Consider the following 26206-nt stretch of genomic DNA (forward strand, 5'->3'; position numbering starts at 1 on the left):
CGGGCCCTCACGGGGTGCCGCCGGGGAACAGCCGGGCCGGGGAGAGGAAGTCCAGGTCCGGGCGGGCGATTCCGCACACGAGGTCGGCCAGCGCCTCGCCGATCGCCGGCCCGAACTTGAACCCGTGCCCGGAGCACGCCGACGCGACCAACACCTGCGGTGCGCCTGGCACTTCGCCGACGATGAAACGCCGGTCGGCGGTCATCGTGTAGAGACACGTCAGGCTCTCGGTCACCGGTCCGGCACCGGGCAGGACTTGGGCCACCGCCTTGGCGAGCAGGGCGAGTTCGTCGGCGGTCGCTTCGGGGCGGGGTGCCTGCGGGTCCCAGGGCGGGCCGCTGTCCAAGCCGGCCTTGAGGCCGCGGCCGTCGGCCGCGGGGAACCCGTACAGGAGGCCTTGCGGCAGGTCGACGGAGAAGCTGCCGAGGCCGGAGGCGCCGAGGGGTCCCGCCGGGTCGGCGGCGAAGTAGGCGTTGACGATACGAGTGACCGTCAGATGCGGTGCGAGGGAAGGAACTTGGGCTGCCATCCAGGGACCGGTGCACAGCACCAGGCGCCGCGTGCGCAGGACGGCCTTGCCGGTGCGGACCACGACCTCGTCGCCGTCCGGTTCCCAGTCGAGGACGGGGGCGTGGTCGTGGAGGTGCGCGCCCGAGCGCTCGGCGAGGGTCAGTTGGGCGCGCAGTGTCTCCTGCGCATCGATGATGCCGGCGCGCGGGTCGTGTACGGCTGTGAAGCCGGAAGGTAGTCGGAGTCCCGGGAAGATCCGTGCCGCTTCCTCGGCGTCGACTTCACGGCAACCAGGGCCGCGCAGGGGATCGGGCCGGTCCTTCGGCGCCGCGTACAACCCGCCGGTGATGTCGAGCAGTTGGGCCTTCGAGGCGCCCTCCAGCTCCGCCCAGGCCCGGTAGGCGGTGTCGACCAGAGCGTCCCAGTCGGGGTGGGGGTAGGCGCGGCGGATCATCCGGGTCGCGCCGTGAGAGGAACCCAAGTCGTGGTGCAGGCTGAACTGTTCGAGCCCGAGGACGTCGAGTCCGCGCTCGGCGAGGTGACGTAGGGCGGCGCTGCCGTGTACGCCCAGGCCGACCACGATGGCGTCGTGGCAGCGGGAGTTGGGGCGTGGGGCGTACGGGGTGAGGGCTGGGATCGGGTCGGTGGCCGCGAGTGATGGTGTGGGCGTTGCGGGATCGGTCCCTGGCGCCGTGGCCTCCGCTCCCGAGTCCCGCTGCCCCATGGTCGGCGCCGTACCGGGCCCCCGCAGGCAGACGATCTCCCGTACGGCTTCCACCAGGGCGTCCAGATCGTCCTCGTCGTTGTAGACGTGGACCGAGGCCCGGACCACCTTGGTCAGCCCCCGGTGGTCCATGTCCCAGCGGCCGTGGCCCGCCGGTACCGCGATCAAGTGGACGCGGCGGTACGTGAGTTGACGTTGTACCTCGGAGGCGTCCAGGCCGTCGACCACGAAGGTGACGATGGCACCGCCCGCGGCCGGTGGGTCGGTGATGTGGACGCCCGGCAGTGCGGAGAGGCGTTCCCGGAGTGAGGTGGCGAGGGTGGCCAGGTGGCGGGCGACGGTGTCGATGCCGAGGGTGCCGAGGTCGGACAGGGCGGCGCCGAGGCCGAGGCGCAACGCGTGGGCGGCTTCCCAGAGTTCGAAGCGTTTGGCGTCCGGGACCAGTTCCCAGCTGCGCTCGGCGGTCCAGCGGGCGCCCCGGACATCGGGTGCCTCGGGGGCGAGCCGGTCCAGGAGGGGGCGGCGTACCGCGAGCAGGCCCGTGCCGCGTGGGCCTCGCAGGAACTTGCGGCCGGTTCCGATGAGGAGGTCGCAGCCGATGGCGCCCATGTCCACCGGCAGTTGGCCGAGCGACTGGGTCGCGTCCAGCAGGTAGGGCACCCCGTGGGCACCGGCCAACGCGCCTATCGCGGCGGCGGGTTCGACCAGCCCGGAGGAGGTCGGGACATGCGCGGCCGTCACCAGCGCGGCCGGTCCCGCGCGCAACGCGGCCTCCAGGGCCTCCAAGTCCACCGCTCCGTCAGGGCCGTTGGGCAGCAGCTCCACCTGGACGCCGTGGTCGCGTTCGACCGACAGCAGGTGCAGGGCGCTGCTGACGTAGCTGGAGCGGGCGGCCAACACCCGGTCGCCGGGCCGCAGTCGGAGCGCCGACACGGCCCGCTGCCAGCCGGCCGTCGCGCTCTCGACGAGGGCGACCTCCTCCAGCCGCGCGCCGAGGAGTTCGGCGGTACGCGCGTAGACGGCCTCCAGGGCGGGAGCCGCGTGTTTCGCGGCCTCGTAGCCGCCGGACAGGCTCTCCGCGCGGAGGTGGTCGATGACCGCCTCGACGGTGCCGTTGGCGAGCAGGGCCGCGCCCGCCGAGTTGAAGTGGTGGCCGGTGAACGAGCCGGGCGTACGGGCGCGTTCGGCCGCGACGTTCAGGGGGCGCGGGGGCGCGGGGTTCGTGGGCGAGGCGGCCGTTCCGGCCGTCACGGGCGCGCTCACAGGGCGATCGTCACGCTCTTGAGCTCGGTGAACCCGTCGACGGCGGCGTCGCCGAGGTCCCTGCCGAGGCCTGACTGCTTCATCCCGCCGAAGGCCACGGCGGGGTCGAACTCGTTGTACGTGTTGACCCACACGGTCCCGGCCTCCAGCGCGGCGGCGGTGCGATGGGCGCGGGCCAGGCTGCCGGTCCAGACACCGGCGGCGAGGCCGTACTCGCTGTCGTTGGCCAGCGCGATCGCCTCCTCCTCGCTGTCGAAGGGCATGATCGTGGCGACCGGGCCGAAGATCTCCTCCCGGGTGATCCTCATGTCGGGGGTGACCTCCGTGAACACCGTCGGCGGCACGAACCAGCCGGGGACGTCCGGGAGTTCACCGCTCACGGCCACCTCGGCGCCCTCGGCGCGCCCGAGTTCGACGTAACCCGTGACGCGGTCGTACTGCTCCTGCGACACCAGCGGACCGATGTTGATCCCGCCCGACAACCCCGGGCCGATCCGCAGCGCCTCCACCGCCGGCACCAGCCGGTCCAGGAACTCCTTGACGATCGTGCGCTCCACCAGCAGCCTGCTGCCCGCCGTGCACATCTGCCCGGAGTGCCCGAACACCGCGCGGACGGCGTTCGGCACGGCCGCGTCGAGATCGGCGTCCGCGAAGACGATGTTGGGCGACTTGCCGCCCAGTTCGAGCGTGAGCCGCTTCAACGACGGCGCCGCCGCGGCCATGATGTGCCGCCCGACCTCGGTCGACCCGGTGAAGGACACCTTGGCGACACCGGGATGGGCGACCAGCTCCGCACCCGTACGCCCGTCGCCCGTAAGGACGTTGACCACGCCCTCGGGCACGCCCGCCTCCAGACAGAGCGCGGCCAGCCGCAGCGCGGTGAGCGGGGTCTGCTCGGCCGGCTTGACCACGACCGTGCAACCGGCGGCCAGGGCCGGGGCGAGCTTCCAGGCCGCGATCATGAAGGGGAAGTTCCACGGCAGTACGGCCGCCACCACGCCCACCGGTTCGCGGACGCTGTACACATGCCGGTCGGGACCGGCCGCGTGCACGGTGCCCTCCAGCCGGGGCGGAGTGCCCGCGAAGTGGCGGATGGCCTGCAGCCCCAACTCCACATCGCCACGCGCGCGTTCGATGGCCTTGCCGTTGTCCAGGGTGTCCAGCACCGCCAGTTTCTCGGCGTCGCGCTCCACCAGGTCGGCGAGGCGCAGCAGGACGTCACGGCGCTGCCGGGGCGGCAGTCCGCGCCAACGGCGGTCGCGGTGCGCGGTGTTGGCCGCCTCGACCGCCGCCGACACCTCCGTGGGGCCCGCCTGCGCGACCGTGGTGAGCTGCTCCCGGGTGGCGGGGTCGAGCACCGGGATGCGTTCCGTCCCGGTGCCCGCGGTCCACTCCCCGCCGATGAGCATGGGCTCGCAGTCCGGCAGGTGCGGGATGTCGATACTGGGGTCCACCTTGCTCTCCTTCACGCCTGGCGTCCGGGACGGTGAGTGGGGTCGGGCCACGGCTCGCGCACCGCCGTGGACACCGCCCGGGCTGTGGTCAGGACGCAGCGGTCGAACTCCGCCTCGCCGTGCTTGGAGTTGGCGTCGGTCACGTCCCTGCCCCAGACCCCGGTCTCGCTGACCTGGTCCATGCGGTAGTCCCAGAACGAGTCGACGTCGACGTGCGAGGTCGCCCGGTCCATCCGGACCAGCTCCGGCGCCAGGTGCAGCATCACGGACGTCTCGAAGAAGTTGGCGTGCATCAACGCCCGGCCGTAGGTGACATGTCCGTCCACCTCGGGCCCCGGGTACATCGTCACGTACCCCAACGCCCTTACCCGAGCGTCCCGATGACGGACTCTCAGTTTCTCCGCCGACACATCGAGCGCGCCGTTGTTCCAGATGTGCCCGTTCAGCAGCACGAACTGCCGTACCCCGGAGGCGTAGAGGGAGTCGATGACGTCCTCGACGACGGAGATCATGGTCTCCGGCCGCAGGGCCACCGTCCCGGCGAAGTCGCCGTGCGACGCGGACACCCCGAAGCTCAGGGGCGGCACGACGGGCACGCCGGTCAGGGCGGAGACGCCGAGGGCGACCGCTTCGCAGATCCGGGTGTCCACGGCGAGGGGGAGGTGCGGGCCGTGCTGCTCGGTGGCGCCCACGGGGATGATGACGGCGTCCTGGGCCGCGGCCGTGGACTCGGCCTCCGCCCAGGTCAGCTCCTCCCACAGCACGGGCGATCCGGAACCGCCCAACTGGGCTGCCAGTTCGGGGACATCGAGGCCCGTGGGGACGGTTCGTCCGGACGGACCGGTGACGAAGACGGACGACATGGTTCTCCTCTCCTCGGGACCGATGGCGTTCGTCATCGGCGTGGACCCTTCTCGGGAACGACGGCGTTCACCATCGGCGTCGGCTCTTCTCCGGCAGCAGGTCCAGGGCGCGCAACGGGACGGGCTTGTCCCCGTCGACCGTGGTGACCCACACGGTGGCGTCCGGGCAGTAGTCGCTGATCAGCTCGCGGCACACCCCGCACGGCGCGATGATCCGGAACCACCCCGCCGGCTTGATCTGCACCGACACCACGGACGTGATGTTCAGCTCCGCCCCGGCGGGCAGGGCGCCCCGCGCGGTGCCCATGGCGACCCCCTCGGCACAGATCGAACTGCGCCGGCAGGAGCCCTCCACGTGGACCCCGGTATGGACCCGCCCGTCCGCGGTACGGAGCGCGGTCGCGACCTCGTGGCGGCCCGACTGCCATACCTTGGCCAGCAAGTGCTGGGCGACGGCGAGGAGTTCGACGTCGTCCTCGCTCATCGACGCCGGTACGGACACGGGCCGCACGTTCACGGCGCTCATACCGTCAGCCCCAACAGCCGGGCCATGTTGCCGCCCTCGACCAGCGCCCGGTCCTTCTCGTCCTCGACCGCCTTCGCGATCTTCATGCGTTCCAGATCGAAGTCGGAGCCGGGCCACTCGCTGCCCATCAGGATCTTCTCCGGCCCGAGCCGTGCGTAGGCCCGCTTCACGTCGCTCATCAGCGTCGCCGACGTCTCCAGGTACACGTGCGGCTGCCGTTCGGCGACGATGATCGCCTCGGGCACGTTCCACACGGCCCCCATGTGCGCGATGATCGTGGGCACTTGGGGGTGGTCCTTGGCGATCTCCTCGATGGCCAGCGGCGCGCAGAACGCGTCGTCGAGAGCGTTGATCAGCACCAGCAGCCCGCGCCGCGCGCACGCCTCGAAGACCGGGTCGAGGAGGCCGTGGTCGGCGACGTGGTAGCCGTGCAGGCTCGGGTGCAGCTTCAGCCCCACCAGACCCGCGTCGGCCATCCGGTCGATCTCGTCCAGCGCGTCGTCGGCCTGCGGCATCACCTGCCCGAAGCCGAAGAACCGGTCCGGGTACGAGGTCACCAGCGAGGCGATGAAGTCGTTCTCGATGCGCTGCGCGAGCGAGCACACCATCGCCATGTCCACCCCGGCCGCGTCCATCCGGTCGAGGATGCGGCGCGGCTCGAAGGGTTTGTACGGCGGCGGGGCCTGGCCCTTGCGGGCGCCGGTGAGGTAGTCGGAACGGCCGCGGACGTCCTGAGTGGTGTTGTACGCGTCGATGATCAAGGCGGTTCGTCCTTACTCGCTACTCGCGACGTGCTGCTCGCTGGAGACCAGGGGGAGATGGCAGCGCACACTGCGGCCCGGCGCGATCTCGCGCAACTCGGGCGCGCTGGTCCGGCACCGCTCCGTGGCGATCGGGCACCGGGTGCGGAACAGACAGCCCTCGGGCGGGTTCGCCGGATCGGGCAACTCGCCCTCCAGCACCTGCTGTTCACGGGTCTCGCCGGGCCGTAGGACAGGAACGGAGGACAGCAGGGCCCGGCTGTACGGGTGTGCGGGGGCGGCGAAGAAGGCGTCACGGGAGGCGACTTCGATGATCTGGCCGAGGTACATGACCGCGATACGGTCGGCGATGTGCCGTACGACGCCCAGGTCGTGCGAGATGAACAGCATCGTCAGGCCGCGGTCGCGGACCAGATCGGAGAGCAGGTTCAGAACCTGCGCCTGGATCGACACGTCCAGGGCGGAGACCGCCTCGTCCGCCACCACGAACTGCGGTGACGATGCCAACGCCCGTGCGATGCCGATGCGTTGACGCTGGCCGCCGGAGAACTCGTGCGGCCTGCGCGCGCCGGCCTCGGCGCCGAGACCGACGAGGTCGAGGAGTTCGGCCACCGCCTTCGTGGCCTCGGCTCGGGTGGCGCCGCGTGACCGCAGCAGCGGTTCGGCGACGATGTCGGCGATCCTGCGGCGCGGGTTCAGCGAGCCGAACGGGTCCTGGAACACCATCTGCAACTCGGCCCGGGTCCGGCGCAGTTGGCGCCCCCGCATCCGGGTGAGGTCGGTACCGTCGAACTCGATCCGGCCCGAGGCGGGTTCGATCACCCGCAACAGGGCTCGGCCGAGCGTGGACTTGCCGCACCCCGACTCGCCGACCAGACCGAGGGTCTCGCCCTGGAGGATGTCGAGGTCGACGTCCCGCAGCGCCCTGACCCGACCGCCGGCCCGGCCCGGGTACTCGACACGCAGCTCGCGGGCCTGGATGAGCGCGGCGGTCATGCGATGCCTCCCTGGGAGCGGGCCGTGGCACGGGCGGGGGAGGGCAGAACACAGGCGTCCAAGTGGCCGTCCTCGCCGTGCCGTTGCCGCAGCACGGGCCGCTCGGAACACGCGTCGTGGACGAAGGGGCACCGGGGAGCGAACGCGCACCCGGCCGGCCGGTCCACCCCGGTCAACGGGCTGCCCGCGATGGTCGGCAGCCGTCGTACGACAGGACCGTCGATCGGCGGCACCGAGCCCAACAACCCCATGGTGTAGGGGTGTTGGGGGTGGAACAGCACCTCCTCGCGCAACCCCTGCTCCACGATCCGGCCCGCGTACATCACCGCCACCCGGTCGGCGACCTCCGCCACGACTCCCAGGTCATGGGTGATCAGCAGCACGGAGGTGCCGTGGTCGCGCTGGACGCGTTTGAGGACGGCGAGTACCTGGGCCTGGATCGTGACGTCGAGTGCGGTGGTGGGCTCGTCGGCGATCAGTACGGCGGGGTCGTTGGCCAGGCCCATCGCGATCATCACGCGTTGGCGCATGCCCCCGGAGAGCTGGTGGGGGTAGGCGCGGGCCGTGCGGTCCGGGCCGGCGATACCAACCTCGCCGAGCAACTCCACCGCCCGGTCCATCGCCTGACCCCGTGTCACATCACGGTGGGCACGGATCATCTCGGAGACCTGGGCGCCCGCCCGGTGGAGCGGGTTGAGCGCGGCCAGGGCGTCCTGGAAGACGACCGCGATGTCCTTGCCGCGCACACCGCGCAACTCCCGTTCCGACGCGGCCACCAGGTCACGGCCCTTGAAGGTCGCCTCGCCGCTGATGTGGGTGCGCGGACCGCGGTTCAGGCCGACCAGGCTCATCGACAACGCCGACTTCCCGGATCCCGACTCGCCCACCAGCGCGAGGACTTCGCCCTGGCGGAGGGTCAGGTCCACGCCGTCCACGGCGGGCAGTCGGCCGCCCGGCACGTCGAACTGGACGCGCAGATCCCGGACTTCGAGCACGGACGTGGACGTCATGAGCCAGAGCTCACGGACAGAGTCGCCGTGTGGATCAGGTCGGCGACGCGCTCCGGCCACACCAGGGTTGTGTAGTGGCTGCCCGGCACGTGCTCGACGGTCGCCTTCATGCGGGCCGACATGTCGTTCTGGATTTCGGGGCGGAGCGTGCGGTCGTCGTCCGCGACCAGGTACCAACTGGGCAGCGTGCGCCAGGCCGGTACACCGGTGGGCTGCGTGAAGATGAGGTTGTCGGCCTTGCGTCCTTCCGCCTCCACGACGGCCCGCTGCTCCGGCGAGAGATCGGGGCCTATCTCCGCCCAGAACGCCTCGCTCGTCTCGGACTTCCACTCGCCGTTCGGGCCGCGCCGCATGTACTTGGAGATCTCGGCCTCCTCGTACCGCTCGACGATCCCGTTGACCGTCTCGCCCTCGTCCGGCCCGAACGCGGCTATGTAGACAAGGCCTTTGACCCGCGGGTCGCGGCCGACGTTGCTGATGACCGCGCCGCCGTAGGAGTGCCCGGCCAGCAGCACCGGGCCCGTTGTCTCCTCCAACACAGCCGCCGTGTTGGCGACATCGTCCTCCAGGGAGGTCATCGGGTTGGTGACGGTGAACAGCCGGTGGCCGCGGGCTGCCAGCAGGGGCTGCACCGCCGACCAGGTCGTCGGCCGTCCGCCGGCGCCGTGGACCAGCACGATGTCCATGCGGGTCATCCTTTCCGTAGCCGCGGATCGAGGACCGTGTACAGCAGGTCCACCGCGTGGTTGACCAGGGTGAAGAGGAGAGCGATGGCTAGCGCGGCGCCCTGCACGACGGGGTAGTCGCGTTGCAGGACGCCCTGCACGAGCAGGCGGCCGACACCGGCGTACGAGAAGACCGTCTCGGTGATCACCGAACCGCCCAGCAGGGAGCCGAACTGGAGCCCGAGGACGGTCACGATGGGCAGCCAGGAGTTGCGGAGAACGTGGTGGCGGATCACCACGCCCTCGCTCAGGCCCTTCATCCGGGCGGTGCGCACGAAGTCGTCGTCGAGGACCTCCAGCACGGAGGCGCGCACGATGCGGGTGATGAACCCGGCCATCGAGAGCGCCAACGTGACGGCGGGCAGGATCAGATGCTGGATCCAGGGCCACACCAGCTCGGGACGGTTCTGCAGAATCGCGTCCAGGAGAACGAAGTTGGTGGTCGGGTTGTAGTCCAGCGAGCTGGGCAGTCGGCCGAGCACCGGGAGCCAGCGCAGCCACACGCCGAACACCACGATGCCGAGGACACCGAGCGCGAACCAGGGCAGCGAGAAGCTCACCGTGGCCACGGCCCGGGTCGAGTTGTCGATCCAACTCCCCTTGCGCAGCGCGGCGATGACACCGGTGACGACCCCGAGCAGGACCGCGATCGTCATCGCCGCGAGCGTCAGCTCGATGGTGGCGGGGAGCGCGTCGCCGAGGAGGCCCAGGATGCTGTTGGAGCCGTAGAACGAGGTGCCGAGCCGTAGGTGTACCAAGTCGTTGAGGAAGCTGCCGTATTGGGCCAGGAGCGGTCGGTCGAGGCCGAGTGCCTTGTTGACGCGTGCCTCGTTCGCGGCCAGTTCGGACGCCGAGAGGTTGTTGCCGCCGGCCGCGAGCGAGGTCGCCGGTGAGCCGGGGAGCAGGCGCATCGCGAGGAACACCAGGCTGGCCAGCGCGAACAGGACGACGGGGATGACCGCGAGCCGTCGTAGGAACAACAGGGTTGTTCCCGCTGCCCACTTGGGGCGGGGGAGGGGGAGCAGTGCGGTGGTCATGCCGGCCCCCGTACGTCGAGGGCGTCGCGCAGGTCGTCGCCGACGAAGTTGCAGGCGACGACGAACAGGAGCGTGAACGTCGCGGGCAGGACGACCAGTCGGGGTGCCGTGTAGAGGAACTCCTGTCCCGCCTGGACCATGTAGCCCCAGTCGGGCTGCGGCGGTTGGATGCCCAGGCCGAGGTAGGAGAGACCGGCGGCGAAACCCGCCGCGATCGACAGCGTCATCACGACCTGCGCGAGCATCGGGCCCGCGATGTTCGGGAGGAGTTCGCGGGCGAGGATGCGCGGGGTGCGGGTGCCGCCCAGCTTGGAGGCGACGACGTAGTCACGCGCCGCCTCACGGGCCGTCAGGGCGCGGGCGAGTCGGGCCAGACCGGGCGCGAGCGACACGCCGATGCCGAAGACCAGGCTGACCGTGCCCGGTCCCGCTGCCGCCACGAGCAGGATCACCAGCAGGATGGACGGGAACGCGAGCGCGAGGTCCACGATCCGCATCAGGACCTGCTCCACGACACCGCCCAAGTACCCGGCGACGAGCCCGATCCCGGTGCCGACGACCGCCGCGAGCGCGGTCGCCGCGAACGCCACGAGCAGCAACGGCCGGGCGCCGTGCACGAGTCGGGCGAACTCGTCCCGGCCCAGGTCGTCCGTGCCGAACAGATGGCCGGACGACCCCATGGGCAGCAGTGCCGACGACGTCTGCCGTAGCGGGTCCGCCTGCACGAACAGGGGTCCTGCGACGGCGATCAGCACCAGCGCGAGGAGGACGAGCCAGGACAGCACGGCCGGCCAGGACCGCGCCAACCGGCGGCGACGCCAGGCGGCGAGGACCATCCGCCCGATGGACGGGGACGAAGAAGGCCCCACGGTCGCCACGGGTGGTGGAGCGGTCGTGGTGTCAGACACTGGCCTTCTCCATGTAACAGCGGTGGTTGGCCAGTGCCGCCGTGTTCATGTGCTTCACCTTTGAGCCGCTCACCACGAGGTTGGCGAAGCAGGCCAGCATCGACAGCACCATGTAGTCCTCGGCCCAACGGCGCTGGATCTTCGTGTAGGCGGCCGTGCGCTGGGCGCCGAGGGGAAGGTTCTTGGCCGTGTCCAGCTCCGCCTGGAGCGAGGCTGCGTCCTTGAGCGTGTCCATGCCGGTGATGGTCGCGCCGTAGAGACCGGTGGGGCTGGCCATGGCGCCGACCATGTCGTTGGCGTCCGGAACGTAGGTGTTGCGCTCCCAGATCATCAGGTCGTGGTAGTCGTCCTTGCCGTCGAGGAGCCGGGTGAAATAGGTGGCCGGGTCGACGGAGGTGGTGACCACCTTGAAGCCGACGTCGGTCAGGTTCTGGGCGACGATCTGCGCGGCCTTCGGGTGCCAGGAGTCGCTCGCCGCCATGAGCCGGATACGACGGCCGCCCGCGCCCGCCTCGGCGACGAGCTTCTTCGCCGTGGCCGTGTCCTGCGTGCTGAGGTCGGCGAGGCTCGTGTCGTAGCCGCTCTGCGCGGGCGGGATGGCGTAGCCCCCGGGCAGCGCGCCGACGCCGTAGAAGGCCTGGTCGAGGATGGACTTGCGGTCGATCGCGAGGTTGATGGCCTGGCGGACCTTGAGTTCGGGGACGCGGCGGGCGTCGATCATCAGGATCGCGTTGGCGTTGTACGGCGTCTTGTAGACCGTCACCGAGTCGTCCTTGCGCAGCTGCGCGGCGGCTGAGTACGGGGTGAACTGCGTGGCCGAGATGTCGCCGCTGAGCAGGGAACTGACGATGGTCGACGGGTCCTGGACCTGGCGCAGCACCAGCCGGTCGACCGGCGGTCTGCCCAGGCGGAAGTCGTCGAAGGCCGTGAGGGTGATCGACTGGCCGGAGGTGGCGGCGGAGAAGGCGAACGGGCCGGTGCCGACGAGGTGCTTGCCGATGTCGGCGCCGTACTTCTTCAGCGCGGCCTTCGAGATGATGCGGCCGCCGATGTCGGAGAGCTGGCCGAGGGTGGTGCGGTCCGGCTTCTTGAGGACCATCTTCACGGTCATGTCGTCCGGGGCGGTCAGCGAGGCGACGTTCGCGCCGAGGTCGGACAGCGGGCGGGTGGCGCCCTTGGGGAGCGTCTTGTCCTTCTCGTCGAACTGCCGCCCCAGGCTGGCCAGGACGTCCGCCGAGGTGAGCGTGGTGCCGTCGTGGAACTTGACGCCCTCGCGCAGGGCGAAGGTGTACGTGAGCTGGTCGTCGGAGATCGTCCAGCTCTTGGCCAGGTCCGGGGTGGGCTCGTTCGTCTCGAAGGAGATGAAGGTCAGGCCCCGGCAGATGCAGTCGACGGCCATCCAGTCGCCCAACGAGGTGTAGAACGACGGGTCGTTGACCGCGCTGGTGGCGTCGATGGCCAGGGTCAGCGTGCCGCCCTTGCTGCTTCCCTTGGCGTCGTCGGCCGCGGCACCACAGGCGCTGAGCAGGGCGGGGAGCCCGAAGCCGACTCCCACGCCGAGGAGCCCGGCGCCCCGGAGCATGGTGCGGCGCGACGCCGTCGACGGGGCGGAGCCGGGTGAGGACGATCCAGCTGACTGGTCCGGCATGTGGGCCTCCTTGGGCACCGATCCTCGAATAATGGATCTCAAAGTGTCGAGATTGGATCCAAAAACATGTTCACGGGCCACAGAGTCCCTCTCGTGTCCCGGGTGTTAAAGGCGTGTGAACCGGGCCGCGGGTCTGGCGCCGGTCGATGCCGGCTATGCGCTCGGTCGGCCCATGCGTCGGATCAACTCCGGCCAGACCAAGGGGTCATGACCGGGGATGAGCTCGTAACCGCGTTCCGTCGCGATGCTTTTGAGGCGGCGGATGGGTTCGAGGGTGCTCGCCGGGTCGACACCGATCGAGGCGCCGATCGGGCGCTCGTGCTCGATGTTCTCGGTGAGATCGGCGGCGTCGAAGGCGAACACGAAGCCGCCGCCGTCCGCGAGGTCGACGACGAAACTCTGGTGCCCGGGGGTGTGCCCGGCGGTCAGTACGGCGGTCACACCGGGGGCCAACTCGACGTCCCCGTCGGCCTGTTGCCAGTCGATGCGCGGGTCGTCGAAGTCGACGCGGAAGATCGAGTGCCGCTCGACCTCCGGCCGCCCGGACAGGCCGTAGGCGAGTTCCTCGCGTTGTACGTGCACCGGCACCCGCCCCGCGAAGTGCTTGAGCCCGCCCGCGTGGTCGGCGTGCAGATGGCTGAGGGCCACGGCGTGGATCGCGTCCATCGGGATGCGGGCCGCGTCGAGTGCCTCCTCCAGGGGCTCGCCCGGGCCCGGCAGGATCGGCCGGTAGTTGGGGGAGCCGTAGAAGCGGCGGCGCAGGGCCGGGTCCCGGATCAGTGCCGTGTTGAAGCCGGTGTCGAGCAGCAGCCAGCCGCCGTCGCACTCCAGGAGCACGGCCGGTACGGGTTCACGCAGCCGTTCCTCGTACGGGGCGCCGTGCACGGAGACGGACTTGGGGAGCTCCTCCCAGCCCAGCAGCAGGGGCACGATCCTGCGTACGCCGTGGCGGGTCATGAGGGGTGCGGGTGGGGCGGCTGGCGCATGGGCGTGATCCGTTCCGGGAGTGCATCATGAACGCCTGCGGGAGTGGGGGCTCGCCTGCGCGGGGATCGTCTGGGGGGGATCTGCCATGAGGATCCACACTTTAAGGATGTGGATCCCAAAGGCGGTTGCGGGGAGGTGAACAAGTTCTCTCCCACCCCCTTTTCAGACCGTCCTGCCGCGCAGCGTCTCCTTCTTGGCCCGGTTTCCGCAGGTGCCCATGGAGCACCAACGGCGGTTTCCGGGGCGGGAGGTGTCCAGGAACAGGGCGCCGCAGTTCTGGCCGGCGCAGTTGCGGAGGCGGGTGAGCGACGGGGTGGTGACGAGGTCCAGGGCGTCGCGGGCGACGAGGGCGAGGGTGGCCCGGACGGGGTCGTCGGCCCGCCAGGCGAGGTGTCCCGCCGGGTCGAGGCTCGGCACGGGGACGGGGTGCGCGGCGGCCGAGTTGACCAGGTCGCGGGAGTGGGTGTCGGGCGTCCGGTCGGCTCGCGCGGCGGTGATCAGGGCGTGGACGGCCTCCCGCAGCTCACGCGCGTACGCGGAATCGGGCTGCCCTGTGGCGTCAGTACAAGGACCGCACTGCCGCACCCACGCCAACAACGCCTCGGCGTCCGGGAGTTCCTCCACCACGCCGGGGGAGCCGCGGTGGCGCAGGGTGCGGACGAAGTCCAGGCAGGGGCGGCCGGCGCCCTGGCGGAAGCGGGGAGTTGCTGGCACGGGTCCACCCTACTCCCGTAGAACCGGTTTAAGTGGTGCCGTGGGACGGGCTCGCCTGCTACCGTCACCCGAACCAGTCAAACCGGTTCTCACGTGAGGTGTGTCCGTGCCCCGCTGGGTGATCCTCGTTCTGTCCCTCGCCTGTGGTGTGGGCGTCTCGACCATCTACTTCCCGCAGGCGATCAGCTCGCTCGTCGCCGCCGACCTGGGCGTCTCCACCGGCTCGGCCGCCCTCGTCGTCACGGCGGCCCAGTTCGGGTACGCGGCCGGCATCTTCCTCCTCGTCCCCCTCGGCGACCGGCTCCCGCACCGCCCTCTGATCGTCACCCTGCTCGTGCTCACCGCCGCCGGACTGCTCGCCGCGAGCGCCGCGCCCTCGCTCCCGCTGCTCGTCGCCGCGAGCGCGGTCACCGGCGTGACGACCGTCGTGCCGCAGATCATCATCCCGATGGCCGCCGGACTCGTACCCGCCGAACGCCGCGGAGCCGTCACCGGCACCCTCCTCAGCGGCCTGATCGGTGGCATCCTCCTGGCCCGCACCTTCAGCGGCACCCTCGGCGAGAGGTTCGGCTGGCGGGCGCCGTACGTCGTGGCCGCGGTGATCGTCCTGGCCCTGGCCGCGATCCTCTCCCGGGTCGTCCCCGTCACCACACCGTCCACGCGCCACAGCTACCCGTCCCTGATAGCCGCGCCCCTGAGCTTGCTGCGCGCCGAACCCGACCTCCGCCGCTCCTGCCTCTACCAGGCCACCGTCTTCGCCGGCTTCAGCGCCGCCTGGACCACGCTCACTCTCCTTGTCACCGGACCGACGTACGGCATGGGCGCCCAGACGGTGGGCGTCCTCGGACTGGTCGGCGCGGCCAGCATGTTCAGCACGCCGCTCGCCGGGCGCCTCGCCGACCGCAGGGGTCCCGACACGGTCACCCTCCTCGCCATGCTCGGCACGATCGCGTCGGCGGCGGTGCTCGTGCCCGCCTACCGGGGAGGCACGACCGGGCTGCTGGTCCTGGCCGCGGGCATGCTGCTGCTCGACGTGGCCGTCCAGTCCGGCCAGGTCGCCAACCAGGCCCGCATCTTCGCGCTGCGGCCCGAGGCCCGGGCGCGTATCAACACCGCCTACATGACCTGCGCGTTCCTCGGCGGCAGCGCGGGTTCCTGGCTCGGCGTGCGCACGTACGACCGGTTCGGCTGGCGGGGTGTGACGGGCTTGGTCGCCGCGCTGGCCGTGATGGGGCTGGGCCGTCATCTGCGGCACGTGTACCAGCGCAGGAGGCGACCGGACCGGTCAGGATTCGAGAAGCGCGAGGCCACGCATCGCCCGTAGCGTGACCGCCATGGACGTCACCGCGCATCGATGCCGGAAGCGGACGTACCGCTCGAAGCTTGGTTAGATCGAGCCGGGCGATGACCGCCGAGCGACTGTCGGCGGCCCGGCACAGACGGAGGGAAGGCACGATGAGCAAGGCCACGAGGACGGACACGCGGTCGTCCGCGCCGCACGCTGCCGACAGCCACGACCTGATCCGCGTGCACGGGGCGCGCGAGAACAATCTCAAGGACGTCAGCATCGAGATCCCGAAACGCCGGCTCACGGTGTTCACCGGTGTCTCCGGCTCGGGCAAGAGCTCGCTCGTGTTCGACACGATCGCCGCCGAGTCACAGCGGCTGATCAACGAGACGTACAGCGCCTTCGTGCAGGGGTTCATGCCGACCCTCGCCCGCCCCGAGGTCGACGTCCTCGACGGGCTGACCACCGCGATCATCGTCGACCAGCAGCGGCTGGGTGCCGACCCCCGCTCCACCGTCGGCACCGCCACCGACGCCAACGCCATGCTCCGCATCCTCTTCAGCCGCCTCGGCAAGCCGTACCTCGGCTCGCCCAAGGCGTTCTCCTTCAACGTCGCCTCGATCAGCGGCGCGGGCGCGGTCACCATGGAACGCGGCGGACAGAAGGTGAAGGAGCGCCGCAGCTTCAGCATCACCGGCGGCATGTGCCCGCGCTGCGAGGGCCGCGGCTCGGTCACCGACCTCGACCTCACCCAGCTCTACGACGACTCCAAGTCCCTTGCGGAGGGCGCGATCACGGTGCCCGGCTACACGGGCGGCGGCTGGAACTCCCGGCTCTACAGCGAGTCGGGTTTCTTCGACGCCGACAAGCCGATCCGCAGGTTCACGAAGAAGGAGCTGCAGGACTTCCTGCACCGCGAGCCGACCCGGATGAAGATCGCGGGCATCAACATGACCTACGAGGGTCTGATCCCGCGCATCCAGAAGTCGATGCTCGCCAAGGACAGGGAGGGCATGCAGCCGCACATCCGGGAGTTCGTGGACCGGGCCGTCACCTTCACCACCTGCCCCGACTGCGACGGCACCCGGCTCAACGAGGGCGCCCGGTCGTCGAAGATCAAGGGCATCAGCATCGCCGACGCCTGCGCGATGCAGATCAGCGATCTGGCGGACTGGGTGCGCGGCCTCGATGAGCCGTCGGTCGCGCCGCTGCTCACCGCGTTGCAGCAGGCCCTCGACTCGTTCGTCGAGATCGGTCTCGGCTATCTCTCGCTGAACCGGCCGGCGGGCACGCTGTCGGGCGGTGAGGCGCAGCGCGTGAAGATGATCCGCCACCTCGGCTCCTCGCTCACCGACGTCACGTACGTCTTCGACGAGCCCACCATCGGACTGCACCCGCACGACATCCAGCGCATGAACGACCTGCTGCTGCGCCTGCGCGACAAGGGCAACACCGTGCTCGTCGTGGAGCACAAGCCGGAGACCATCGCGATCGCCGACCACATCGTGGACCTCGGCCCCGGCGCCGGTACGGCGGGCGGCACCGTCTGCTTCGAGGGCACCGTCGAGGGTCTGCGCACCGGCGGCACCATCACCGGCCGGCACTTCGACGACCGGGCCTCGCTCAAGGAGTCGACACGGAAGCCCACCGGCGTGCTGGAGATCCGGGGTGCCGCGGCGAACAACCTCCGGGACGTCGACGTCGACATCCCGCTCGGCGTGCTTGCCGTCATCACCGGTGTCGCGGGCTCCGGCAAGAGCTCGCTCGTGCACGGGTCGATCCCGGCCGGCGAGAACGTGGTCTCCGTCGACCAGGGCGCCATCCGGGGATCGCGCCGGAGCAACCCGGCGACGTACACCGGACTCCTCGAACCGATCCGCAAGGCCTTCGCCAAGGCCAACGGCGTGAAGCCGGCCCTGTTCAGCGCCAACTCCGAGGGCGCGTGCCCCACGTGCAACGGCGCCGGGGTCATCTACACCGACCTGGCGATGATGGCCGGCGTGGCCACGACCTGCGAGGACTGCGAGGGGAAGCGGTTCGACGCGTCGGTGCTGGAGTACCGCTTCGGCGGCCGTGACATCAGCGAGGTGCTCGCGATGTCGGTGACCGAGGCCGAGGAGTTCTTCGGCGCGGGCGAGGCGGCCACCCCGGCCGCGCACCGGATCCTGACCCGGCTCGCCGACGTCGGCCTCGGCTACCTCAGCCTCGGCCAGCCCCTCACCACCCTCTCCGGCGGCGAACGCCAGCGCCTCAAGCTGGCCACCCACATGTCGGAGAAGGGCGGCGTCTACGTCCTCGACGAGCCCACCGCCGGCCTCCACCTCGCCGACGTCGAGCAACTGCTCGGCCTGCTCGACCGGTTGGTCGACTCCGGCAAGTCGGTCATCGTCGTGGAGCACCACCAGGCGGTCATGGCCCACGCCGACTGGATCATCGACCTCGGCCCCGGCGCGGGCCATGACGGCGGCAAGGTCGTCTTCGAGGGGACGCCTGCCGACCTGGTCGAGGCCCGGTCGACGCTCACCGGGGAGCACCTGGCGGCGTACGTCGGTGCCTGAGCGCCGCGGCCTCAGCGCAGGGTGGCGACCGCCGTGCCGTGGAGCGAGGCGTGCACCGGCGCCGAGGACCCGGACCGGCCGGACCGGTATGCGCGGTTCATGGGGCGTGAGCGCGTCGGCCTGAAGGCGGCGGTGTCATGGGCGCCGTCGTCTCCTTGGAGAACACACCCTTTGTCCCCGGAGAGACCCTCCGCGCCAACTCCGGCCTGCGCGAAGGGCGTTGGGGGCGCGGCAGCCGAACTCGCCGTAGTGGTGGCCTTTGTGGGCAGTGGTGGCGAAGTATCGATTCGGCTAACACCCATCCAGGTTGTGTAGGAATTGTGTCAGTGGCGTGATTGAATCATGCACAACTCGGCCTGGTGGCTTGAAGTCGACCGTTCGGTTCCCCGTGTCCTGAGCTTCTCAGCAGGATGTCCGCGCGCTCGTGCAGGTCCGCCCGGCCGAGCCGGTACGAACGTGCGGCAGGGGCGGGAGTGGTCGATCCGCGCGCGCCCCTGCCGTAGCGCACCCTTTGTTCCCGCGCCCCTCCTGACCGGAGGCCCGCGCCCGGCAGGAACCGCAATCGTCAGCGGTCCGCCGGACGGGAGCGTGCGCCGCGTCACCGTGCCGGCACACCGCGACTGCGGTGCCGCCTGCCGTCACGTACGTGAAGGGAACCGTCCATGACCGTCACAGCCGCCGCTGCCACCGTCTCCGACTTCTACTACGGCGCGGTGACCCCCATCGCCGCCTATCTGATGGCGTGTCTGGGAGCGGCCCTCGGGCTGCGCTGCACGACCCGTTCGCTGCGCCGCCCGCAGCACAGAGCCCGCTGGCTGGCGCTCGGCGCCGTCTCGATCGGCTGCGGCATATGGACCATGCACTTCATCGCCATGATCGGCTTCAGCGTCGAGGGCGCGCTCGTCAACTACGACGCCACGAAGACGCTGTTGAGCCTCGGCGTGGCCATCGCCGTCGTCGCCGTCGGGGTGTTCCTCGTCGGGTACCGCGGCGGATCCCCGCTCAACCTGGGTGTGGCCGGCGCGGTCACCGGGCTCGGTGTCGCGGCCATGCACTACCTGGGGATGGCCGCCATCCACACGAACGGCACCCTCCACTACGACGCCGTGACCGTGGCGCTCTCCATCGTGATCGCCGTCGCGGCCGCCACCGCGGCGCTGTGGGCGGCGGTCTCCATCCACGCGCTGTGGGCGAGCCTCGGCGCGAGCCTGGTGATGGGTGTCGCCGTGACCGGCATGCACTACACCGGCATGGCCGCGGTCTCCGTCCACCTCACCAATGTGGCCGGGTCCTCGCAGTCCTCCGCCGACCTGGTCGCGTTCCTCCTCGTCATGCTCGCCGGTCCGCTTCTCGTCCTCCTGGTCGCCGCCGTGATCGTCATGTTCGACCCGGACATGATGATCGGCGAGACCGGGGCGGAGACGTCGGAGCCCGCGCCCGCCCCGCTGTTCGGCGGCGACTCCGTGTTCCCGGCGCGGGAGCCGGCCGAGCCGGCGCAGGGCCGTACGTCCTGGTGATCCGACGTCGACACCGCTTGCGGTCGTCCGGGCCCCGTCCCGGGCGGCCGTACGCCGGGAGCCGCCGCGGACGCCTGCGGATCACGGATGCCGAACTGCCCTACAGGCAGGCCCTATCGCACCTCGGCCCATGCGGCCACGAGTTCCGGGACGTACACCGTCGCCCGCACATCCGTGCACGCGCGGGCCATGCGGGTCCGCAGGGTGTCGATGTCGACCTCTTCGGCCGTGGCGATGCCGGCGCGCTCCATCACCGGCAGGAGGCTGCGCGCCGATTCGGCGATGAGGGTCACCGCCGCCGAGTCGGGGCCGCCGGTGGGGACGGCGACCGCCACACTGGGGTCGGTCAGCCCGGAAAGCCGTAGTACTTCGGCCAGTTGCTCGCCCATGTCGGGGTCGCGGCGGCCTTCTCGGAGCGCCGCGCTGATCCACTCCACGGATTCCGTCACCAGGGGTACCGCGGGTATGGCGCGTGTCCGCGAAATATTGAAGTCCTGGAACGTGACGACGCCACCGTGCCGCACCAACCGTGTCAGTCCCTTCACCGTCGCCACCGGATCGTCGAGATGAATCAGGATCAGTCGTCCCACAAGGGCGTCGAAAGGCTCGGACAGGTCGAGATCGGGGAGTGTGCCCTGCTCGAAGGTGACATTCCCGGGGGACAACGCGGCCGCGTTCTCCCGTGCACGTTCCAGGACGCCGGGGTCCATGTCCACGCCGAGAACCCGACCGCTTGAGCCGACCACGCGCGCGGCGGCCAGGGACACTTCGCCGGTACCGCAGCCGACGTCGAGAACGCGCATTCCCTCCCGCAGGCCCGCCGTTCTCAACAGATGTTCGGTGTGGCTGTCGTACAGCGAAGCCTGTATGCCGAGCCTGTCCGCCTCCTGGGACGTATTTCCCATCACGTAGGAACTTGGGTGCTTCTGAGTCATTCCTGGTCCGTTTCCTTGCTCTGGGATTTCTCCAGTCCGCAGTAACGGAGTGTAGGAAGCGACCGGTTGACGGTCTTCGGCGTGATCATGGAGTCATGGGGCGGATTTCTGTGGAATCCACAGTCGCCGTCAGCCGGTGATGCCGACGACCGAGCGGAGGAGTCCGGCGAAGGTGCGCGGATCGGCGCCGGTGAGCTTGTGCCACTGGCCGAGCCGGTAGGCCACGGTGTTGGGGTGGATCCCGAGGGCGGTGGCGGCCCGGGCCAGCGACGACCCGGAGTCGGCGAAGGCGATCACCGTCTCCGCCAACTGGGGTTGTTCGCCGGTGACTCGGCGGACCTCGGTGAACAGGGGGTGCAGCCGCTCCCGGCTGTCGAAGAGGCTCGCCTGGAGCCAGACGTCCTCGAACGACGTGGCGCGGCCGCCGCGTTCGGCCACGGCGAGGGCGCGCTCCGCGTCGGCGATGCTCATCTCCGCGCCGTCGAGCCCGGACCGGTCGAGACCGATACCCACGCGCGCGTCGTCGCCGGCCAGGTTGATCACGCGGGTGGCCAGGTCGCCCGGATCGACCCGCTGGGTGACGGCGACCATGAGCTGCCCGCTCAGGCCGCAGGAGACATTTCCGGCAAGCTGCCGTGCCGCACGTTGCAGCAGGCCGAGGTGTCCTTGCGCGGCCCACGGGGCGGCAGATGTGCACAGGACGCGGAAGTCGCCGTCGGGGTCGAATCCGAGTTCACGGGCGATCTCGGCGGCGTGCTCGCGGGGTGCCCCGCCGGTGCGGAGCAGTTCGAGGAAGCGCTGCCGCAGACCGGCCTCGCGCCCGTACCGTGACCCGGCCTCGTCCGCGAACGCGTCCGCGACGACGCCGCTCACCGACTGCACCCACGCCCACAGGGGCGCGACCAGCTCGACCGATGTGTCCTCGGCCGCCGTACCCCGCGCCGCGGCGCGCAGTTCGTCCCACAGCCGACGGGCGCCGATGTGGAAGGTCGCGAGCGCGTCCTGGACGGGCAGGCCGTAGTAAGCCCGCCTGCGTGACTCGGACTGGAACTCCAGCAGTTGCTCGGCCGTCGGATCCACATCCAGGGCGAGACCCCGCAGGAGGGCCAGGAGCCGGCTGCGTACGGTCCGGCGTTGCTCGTCCAGCGGGAACGCCGCGTACGAGGGGAGTTCGCGCCTGATGTCGTCGGTGACGACGACGCTCAGCTCCTCGATGCGCGACAGCAGGGATTCGCACAGCACGCGCAGCGGATGTCCGTCGGGCCGGACCGCGGAGGAAGTCACACGGACACTGTCGAATCGACAAAGAGTCCATGTCAATCCTCCTCACGCGGAGTGACAGGTGCGGCTCGCGTGCCGAACGGCTCGGCGAGCCGGACCCGCCGTTGCCTACCCGGAGTTGGGTCAGGCTGCGGGCGCGAGCGCTGACCATACTGAGTTTCGTGAAAGGGAAAACGCAGCTCGGGGAATTTCTGCAGGCTCGGCGTTCCCACCTCCGTCCTGAGGATGTCGGGGTGGCCACGTACGGGGAGCGGCGGCGCGTGCCGGGGCTCCGGCGCGAGGAGTTGGCGCTGCTCGCCGGGGTGAGCGTCTCGTACTACACGCGGCTGGAACAGGGACAGGCGCCGAGCGCCTCGCCCGAGGTGCTGGACGCGCTGGCCTTCGCCCTGCGGCTCGACGAGCCCGAGCGGCGCTATCTGCACGACCTGGCCCGCGCGGGCAGGCAACGCCCGCGGGGCCGGCGGCCCGCGCCGGAACAGGTGACGGAAGAACACGCCCAACTGCTGGACGTCCTGGGGGACGCGCCCACGCTCCTGCTGGGCCGATGCGGCGACGTGCTGGCCTGGAACCGCCTGGGACACGCGCTGTTCGCCGGTCATGTGGACCCCGATGCCCCGGACCGGCCGGCCCAGCGGCCGAACATGGCCCGGCTGGTGTTCCTCGACCCGCACACACGCGACCTGTACACGGACTGGCCGAGCAAGGCCCGGGCGGTGGTGGGGCACCTGCGTCTGGTGGCGGGCCGGTTCCCCGACGACGCGGCGCTGCACGCGCTGGTGGGTGAACTGAGCGCCAAGAGCCCCGAGTTCGCCGCGATGTGGGCCGACCACCGGGTCAAGTCGCACATGCTCGCGTCGTACGAGATGCGCCATCCTCTGGTGGGCCCGCTGACGGTCGTACAGCAGACCCTGGGTCTCGGGCGCGGCACCAGCGTCGTGGTCGCCACCACCCCGGCGGGCTCGTCCGCACGGGCGGCACTGACCCTGCTGGCCCAGGCCGCCGTACCGGCCGAGTCGGCGCGGACCCCTGCCCGGGCCGCCATCGACTGACCCCCACGCTCGTCAACGGCCCATCCACCAGGCGCACTTCACGGCGTCGCGCCCGCTCACCGCATCACCGCGTCGGCACGTCGCTGCCGTATGCCCGAAAACCACTGACCACAGAACCGACTCACCCCAAGGAACCGACCCATGCTCAAGAAGCTCACCAAGTCCGCCCTGTCCGCAGCCGCCGTCGTCGCGGCCGCCGCCGTGACGCTCGGCCCGGCTCCCGCCTCGGCCGTCTCCGCGCCGCTGAGCGATGCCCGGATCGCGCGCCACTTCGACCTGGCCGAGGGGCAGACGCCGGAGAACGTCGTCCTCGCTCCGGACGGCAGCGCCTACGTCACCTTCGCCGCCGCCCGCCAGATCGCGCGCCTCTCGCCCGACGGCACCACGCGGATCCTGGCCACCCTCCCCGCACCGGCGGACGGCGGGGTCCACACCCCCGTCCTGGGCTTCGCCCTGACCACCGGCATCGTCCGGGCCCACGACGGCACCCTGTACTTCCTGTACGCCACCGGCACCGCCGACCTCACCGGCGTATGGCGGCTGCGCCTCGGCGGCACGCCGGAGCGGATCGCCGCGCTGCCCGCCGACGGACTGCCCAACGGCCTTGCCCTGGACGCCCGTTCGCACACTCTCTACGCCACCGACTCCGTACGCGGCACCGTCTGGAAGGTGCCCGTCTCCGGCGGCACACCCACAGCCTGGTCCACCGCACCCGAACTGGCGTCGACCGGTTTCCTCGGCGCCAACGGCCTGAAGATCCGGGGCGGGGCGCTCTGGGTCACGAACCTCGACCGCGGCACCGTCCTGCGCATCCCCGTCCTGCGGGACGGACGCGCGGGCAGGGTTCGGACCGAGGTCACCGGCCTGCCCGGGATCGACGACTTCGCCTTCACCGGTCGCGGCGACCAGCTGCTGGCCACCCTCAACGGTTCGAGCGAGGTCGTGCTCGTCGAGCCGCACGGCAGCCCCACCACGGTCCTGACCGCGGCCGACGGCCTGCAGAACCCCACGTCGATCGCCCTGCGCGGCGACACCGCCTACGTCCTGAGCGCGGCCTACGTCACCGCAAAGGACCCCAACCTGGTACTCGCCCACCTGAACCGCTGACCACTCCGGCAGACCGGGCGCGTCGTACCAACTCGGCTTCTACGACGCCCCGTTCGGCCCCGCCTGCGACCTCTCGGGCGTCTCCGCCGGGGCCGGTGGCAGGTCCGCCGGTGACGGTCCGGGTTCCGGGTCGGGCCGGTGGCCGCCGCGCAGGGCCGAGGCGACCGCGGAGACCAGGGCCATGCCCGCGGCGACGCTGAAGACGATGGTCAGGCCGTGGTGGAACGGGCCCGAGACCAGCTGGGGGAAGAAGGTGTGGCCGGTCAGGACGGCGCGCTGGGCGGCGGTGACGTGGTCGAGGGTTCCGTTGGACGCGAGCAGGTGCTGGATGGGGTTGTTGCCGAGGAACGTCGCGAACAGCGTGCTCACCGGAGGCAGCGACGCCGCCTGCTCGGCCGCGCCGGCCGGGACCCCGTGTATCTGGAGTCCGTGGCTCAGCGTCCTGGGCAGCGAGGTCGCGAGCCCGGACACCATCAGGGAGAAGAACACGCCGATGGACAGGGCGGTGCCCGAGTTCTGGAAGGTGGAGCGCATGCCCGAGGCGACACCCCGGTACTCGCTCGGCACGCTGCCCATGATGGACGACGTGTTCGGCGCGGAGAACATGCCCTGGCCAAGCCCGTTGAGCAGCAGCAGCGCCGCGAACATGCCGTAGTCGAAGTCGATGGGCAGCGCGAGCAGCCCGAGGAAGGAGAGCGCGACGACGATCAGCCCGATGGTCGAGAACGCCCGGGCGCCGAACCGGTCCGACAGCCATCCGGACACGGGTCCGGCGATGAGGAAGCCGACGGTGAGCGGCAGCATGAAGATGCCCGCCCACAGCGGGGTGTCCTCGTAGTCGTAGCCGTGCAACGGCAGCCAGATGCCCTGCAGCCAGATGATCAGCATGAACTGCAGCCCGCCCCGCGCGATCGCGGTGAGCAGCGCGGCCAGGTTGCCCGCGGCGAAGGCACGCACCTTGAACAGGGCCAGGTTGAACATCGGTTCGGCGATGTGTGTCTCGACGTAGCAGAAGATCAGCAGGAGTACGACGCCGCCGATCAGGCCGCTGAGCACCCACGGGTTTCCCCAGCCGGTGGCGCTGCCGCCGTAGGGCTGGATGCCGTAGGTGATGCCCGCGAGGAGGATGCCGGCGCCTGCCGCGAAGGTGAGGTTGCCCAGCCAGTCGATGCGGCCGGGGCGGCCCGCCGAGGTCTCGCGCAGGCTCAGGTACGACCAGATCGTGCCGGTGATGCTGATCGGCACGCTCACCCAGAACACCGCGCGCCAGTCGACGACGGCCAGCAGCCCACCGGCGAGCAGACCGAGGAACTGGCCGGCCAGGGCGGTGATCTGGTTGATGCCGAGAGCCATTCCGCGCTGCCGGGCGGGGAACGCGTCGGTGAGGATCGCGGCCGAGTTGGCGGTGAGCATCGAACCGCCGAAGGCCTGCACGACGCGCCACAGGATCAGCCACATCGCCCCCGCCCCCGCGCGGAACGGGTCCAGGGACAGCGCGACGGACGCACACGCGAAGATCAGGAAGCCGATGTTGTAGATCTTCACCCGGCCGAACATGTCACCGAGTCGGCCGAGTACGACGACCAGCACCGCCGAGACCAGCAGATAGCCGAGGATCATCCAGAGCAGATAGCCGATGTTGCCCGGCGCGAGCGGATCGAGGCCGATGCCGCGGAAGATCGCGGGCAGCGAGATGATCACGATCGAGGCGTCCATCGTGGCGATGAGCACGCCGAGCGTGGTGTTCGACAGCGCGACCCACTTGTAGTTCGGCCCCGGCGGAGTGTCCTTGCGACGCCCCGAGCGCACGGTGCTCAGCAGCGACGGCCGTCCGCCCCCGTTCCCCTGTCCGTCGCCGGGTATGTGCGCACGCTCGGTCACAGTCGCTCCGCCAGTCGGTCGAGGAGGGGCAGCGCCGACGCGAGGGTCGCGCGCTCCTCCGCGGTGAACTCGTCCAGGACGGCCCCGAGCCGGTGGACCGACGCGGAGCGCCGCTCGGCCAGCACGGAGCGTCCCTCGTCCGTGATCGCCAGGATGCTCCGCCGCCCGTCCGCGGGATCGGGGCTACGGCGGACCAGCCCGCGCTGTTCGAGCAGCGCGAGGGTGCTGGCCATCGCCTGCGGACGCACCCGCTCGGCCTCGGCGAGGGACGTCGGCGATTCGGAGCCGTCGCGGGCGAGCCGGGCCAGGACCGAGACTCCGGAGAGTGACACGTCCCCCACGGCGTGCGCCTGACGCAGGCGCCGCGTCAGCCGGCCGACGGCGAGCCGCAGCTCGGACGCGAGCCGGGTGGTGTCGTTCGGGCTGTTCACCTTCATGGTTACTAACAGTAGATTTATCAGCCT

At 70.8% G+C, this 26206-nt stretch carries 22 protein-coding genes; 5 read left to right on the forward strand and 17 right to left on the reverse strand.

The annotated features are described in order from the left end of the window. Positions 1–7 precede the first annotated feature (7 nt). The 13 genes from solA to OO69_RS08270 form a co-directional block, all read right to left on the reverse strand. The gene (solA, locus tag OO69_RS08210; protein ID WP_033279787.1) at positions 8–2497 is read right to left on the reverse strand and encodes an N-methyl-L-tryptophan oxidase; all 2490 of its coding nucleotides are present in this window, start codon (positions 2495–2497) and stop codon (positions 8–10) included. Next, a complete protein-coding gene (locus OO69_RS08215) occupies positions 2494–3951 on the reverse strand; it encodes an aldehyde dehydrogenase family protein (protein WP_234444370.1) in 1458 nt (485 codons plus the stop codon). The genes solA and OO69_RS08215 overlap by 4 nt, the downstream gene beginning before the upstream one ends. Positions 3952–3962: 11 nt before the next feature. Continuing rightward, complete coding sequence (locus OO69_RS08220) at positions 3963–4814, reverse strand: creatininase family protein (protein ID WP_078652331.1); 852 nt, start codon at positions 4812–4814, stop codon at positions 3963–3965. 67 nt (positions 4815–4881) lie between these two features. Then, positions 4882–5340 carry a cytidine deaminase gene (locus OO69_RS08225; protein WP_033279788.1) on the reverse strand — a complete coding sequence of 153 codons (459 nt, stop codon included), beginning with the start codon at positions 5338–5340 and terminating at the stop codon, positions 4882–4884. Continuing rightward, on the reverse strand, positions 5337–6101 hold the full coding sequence (locus OO69_RS08230; protein ID WP_033279789.1) for an amidohydrolase family protein: 765 nt from the start codon (positions 6099–6101) through the stop codon (positions 5337–5339). Before OO69_RS08230 ends, OO69_RS08225 begins: the two co-directional genes overlap by 4 nt. 12 nt (positions 6102–6113) lie before the next feature. Beyond that, a complete protein-coding gene (locus tag OO69_RS08235; RefSeq protein WP_033279790.1) occupies positions 6114–7097 on the reverse strand; it encodes an ABC transporter ATP-binding protein in 984 nt (327 codons plus the stop codon). Next, the gene (locus OO69_RS08240) at positions 7094–8107 is read right to left on the reverse strand and encodes an ABC transporter ATP-binding protein (protein ID WP_033279791.1); all 1014 of its coding nucleotides are present in this window, start codon (positions 8105–8107) and stop codon (positions 7094–7096) included. Before OO69_RS08240 ends, OO69_RS08235 begins: the two co-directional genes overlap by 4 nt. Then, positions 8104–8793: an alpha/beta hydrolase gene (locus OO69_RS08245; RefSeq protein WP_033279792.1), complete on the reverse strand. Its 690-nt coding sequence runs from the start codon at positions 8791–8793 to the stop codon at positions 8104–8106. The genes OO69_RS08240 and OO69_RS08245 overlap by 4 nt, the downstream gene beginning before the upstream one ends. Before the next feature lie 5 nt (positions 8794–8798). Beyond that, positions 8799–9869: an ABC transporter permease gene (locus OO69_RS08250; RefSeq protein WP_234444371.1), complete on the reverse strand. Its 1071-nt coding sequence runs from the start codon at positions 9867–9869 to the stop codon at positions 8799–8801. Next, positions 9866–10777: an ABC transporter permease gene (locus OO69_RS08255; protein WP_234444372.1), complete on the reverse strand. Its 912-nt coding sequence runs from the start codon at positions 10775–10777 to the stop codon at positions 9866–9868. The genes OO69_RS08250 and OO69_RS08255 overlap by 4 nt, the downstream gene beginning before the upstream one ends. Further along, positions 10770–12425: an ABC transporter substrate-binding protein gene (locus tag OO69_RS08260; RefSeq protein ID WP_033279793.1), complete on the reverse strand. Its 1656-nt coding sequence runs from the start codon at positions 12423–12425 to the stop codon at positions 10770–10772. The genes OO69_RS08255 and OO69_RS08260 overlap by 8 nt, the downstream gene beginning before the upstream one ends. A 153-nt stretch (positions 12426–12578) precedes the next feature. After that, on the reverse strand, positions 12579–13382 hold the full coding sequence (locus tag OO69_RS08265) for an N-acyl homoserine lactonase family protein (protein ID WP_033279794.1): 804 nt from the start codon (positions 13380–13382) through the stop codon (positions 12579–12581). A 192-nt stretch (positions 13383–13574) separates the two neighbouring features. Further along, the gene (locus tag OO69_RS08270) at positions 13575–14126 is read right to left on the reverse strand and encodes a CGNR zinc finger domain-containing protein (RefSeq protein WP_033279795.1); all 552 of its coding nucleotides are present in this window, start codon (positions 14124–14126) and stop codon (positions 13575–13577) included. Between the two features lie 100 nt (positions 14127–14226). Here OO69_RS08270 and OO69_RS08275 point away from each other — a divergent pair, with 100 nt between their 5' ends. The 3 genes from OO69_RS08275 to OO69_RS08285 all read left to right on the forward strand — a co-directional run bounded on the left by OO69_RS08275 (position 14227) and on the right by OO69_RS08285 (position 19489). After that, positions 14227–15450: an MFS transporter gene (locus OO69_RS08275; RefSeq protein ID WP_033279796.1), complete on the forward strand. Its 1224-nt coding sequence runs from the start codon at positions 14227–14229 to the stop codon at positions 15448–15450. A gap of 131 nt (positions 15451–15581) precedes the next feature. Further along, complete coding sequence (locus OO69_RS08280; RefSeq protein ID WP_033279797.1) at positions 15582–17972, forward strand: ATP-binding cassette domain-containing protein; 2391 nt, start codon at positions 15582–15584, stop codon at positions 17970–17972. Positions 17973–18634: 662 nt separating this feature from the next. Beyond that, entirely contained in the window at positions 18635–19489 is an 855-nt protein-coding gene (locus OO69_RS08285; RefSeq protein WP_033279798.1) for an MHYT domain-containing protein, read from the forward strand. 113 nt (positions 19490–19602) lie between these two features. Here the strand turns inward: OO69_RS08285 and OO69_RS08290 are convergent, their stop codons facing one another. Together OO69_RS08290 and OO69_RS08295 are read right to left on the reverse strand one after the other, a co-directional pair. Beyond that, a complete protein-coding gene (locus OO69_RS08290) occupies positions 19603–20424 on the reverse strand; it encodes a class I SAM-dependent methyltransferase (RefSeq protein WP_033279799.1) in 822 nt (273 codons plus the stop codon). 129 nt (positions 20425–20553) lie between these two features. Beyond that, positions 20554–21708, reverse strand: a complete 1155-nt coding sequence (locus tag OO69_RS08295) for a PucR family transcriptional regulator (protein WP_033279800.1) — start codon at positions 21706–21708, stop codon at positions 20554–20556. 158 nt (positions 21709–21866) lie between these two features. Here OO69_RS08295 and OO69_RS08300 point away from each other — a divergent pair, with 158 nt between their 5' ends. Then, complete coding sequence (locus tag OO69_RS08300; protein WP_033279801.1) at positions 21867–22754, forward strand: helix-turn-helix domain-containing protein; 888 nt, start codon at positions 21867–21869, stop codon at positions 22752–22754. A gap of 141 nt (positions 22755–22895) precedes the next feature. Beyond that, positions 22896–23861, forward strand: coding sequence for an SMP-30/gluconolactonase/LRE family protein (locus OO69_RS08305; protein ID WP_033279802.1), 966 nt, complete (start codon positions 22896–22898; stop codon positions 23859–23861). Positions 23862–23900: 39 nt separating this feature from the next. On the opposite strand, the gene OO69_RS08310 is transcribed toward OO69_RS08305, so the two are convergent. Both OO69_RS08310 and OO69_RS08315 read right to left on the reverse strand, forming a co-directional pair. After that, positions 23901–25742 (reverse strand): MFS transporter, encoded by a 1842-nt coding sequence (locus OO69_RS08310; protein ID WP_199810902.1) that lies wholly within the window; start codon positions 25740–25742, stop codon positions 23901–23903. Continuing rightward, positions 25739–26179, reverse strand: coding sequence for a MarR family winged helix-turn-helix transcriptional regulator (locus tag OO69_RS08315; RefSeq protein ID WP_033279803.1), 441 nt, complete (start codon positions 26177–26179; stop codon positions 25739–25741). Before OO69_RS08315 ends, OO69_RS08310 begins: the two co-directional genes overlap by 4 nt. Between the last annotated feature and the right edge of the window lie 27 nt (positions 26180–26206).

Source organism: Streptomyces sp. NRRL F-525 (assembly GCF_000716605.1).
GTDB lineage: Bacteria > Actinomycetota > Actinomycetes > Streptomycetales > Streptomycetaceae > Streptomyces.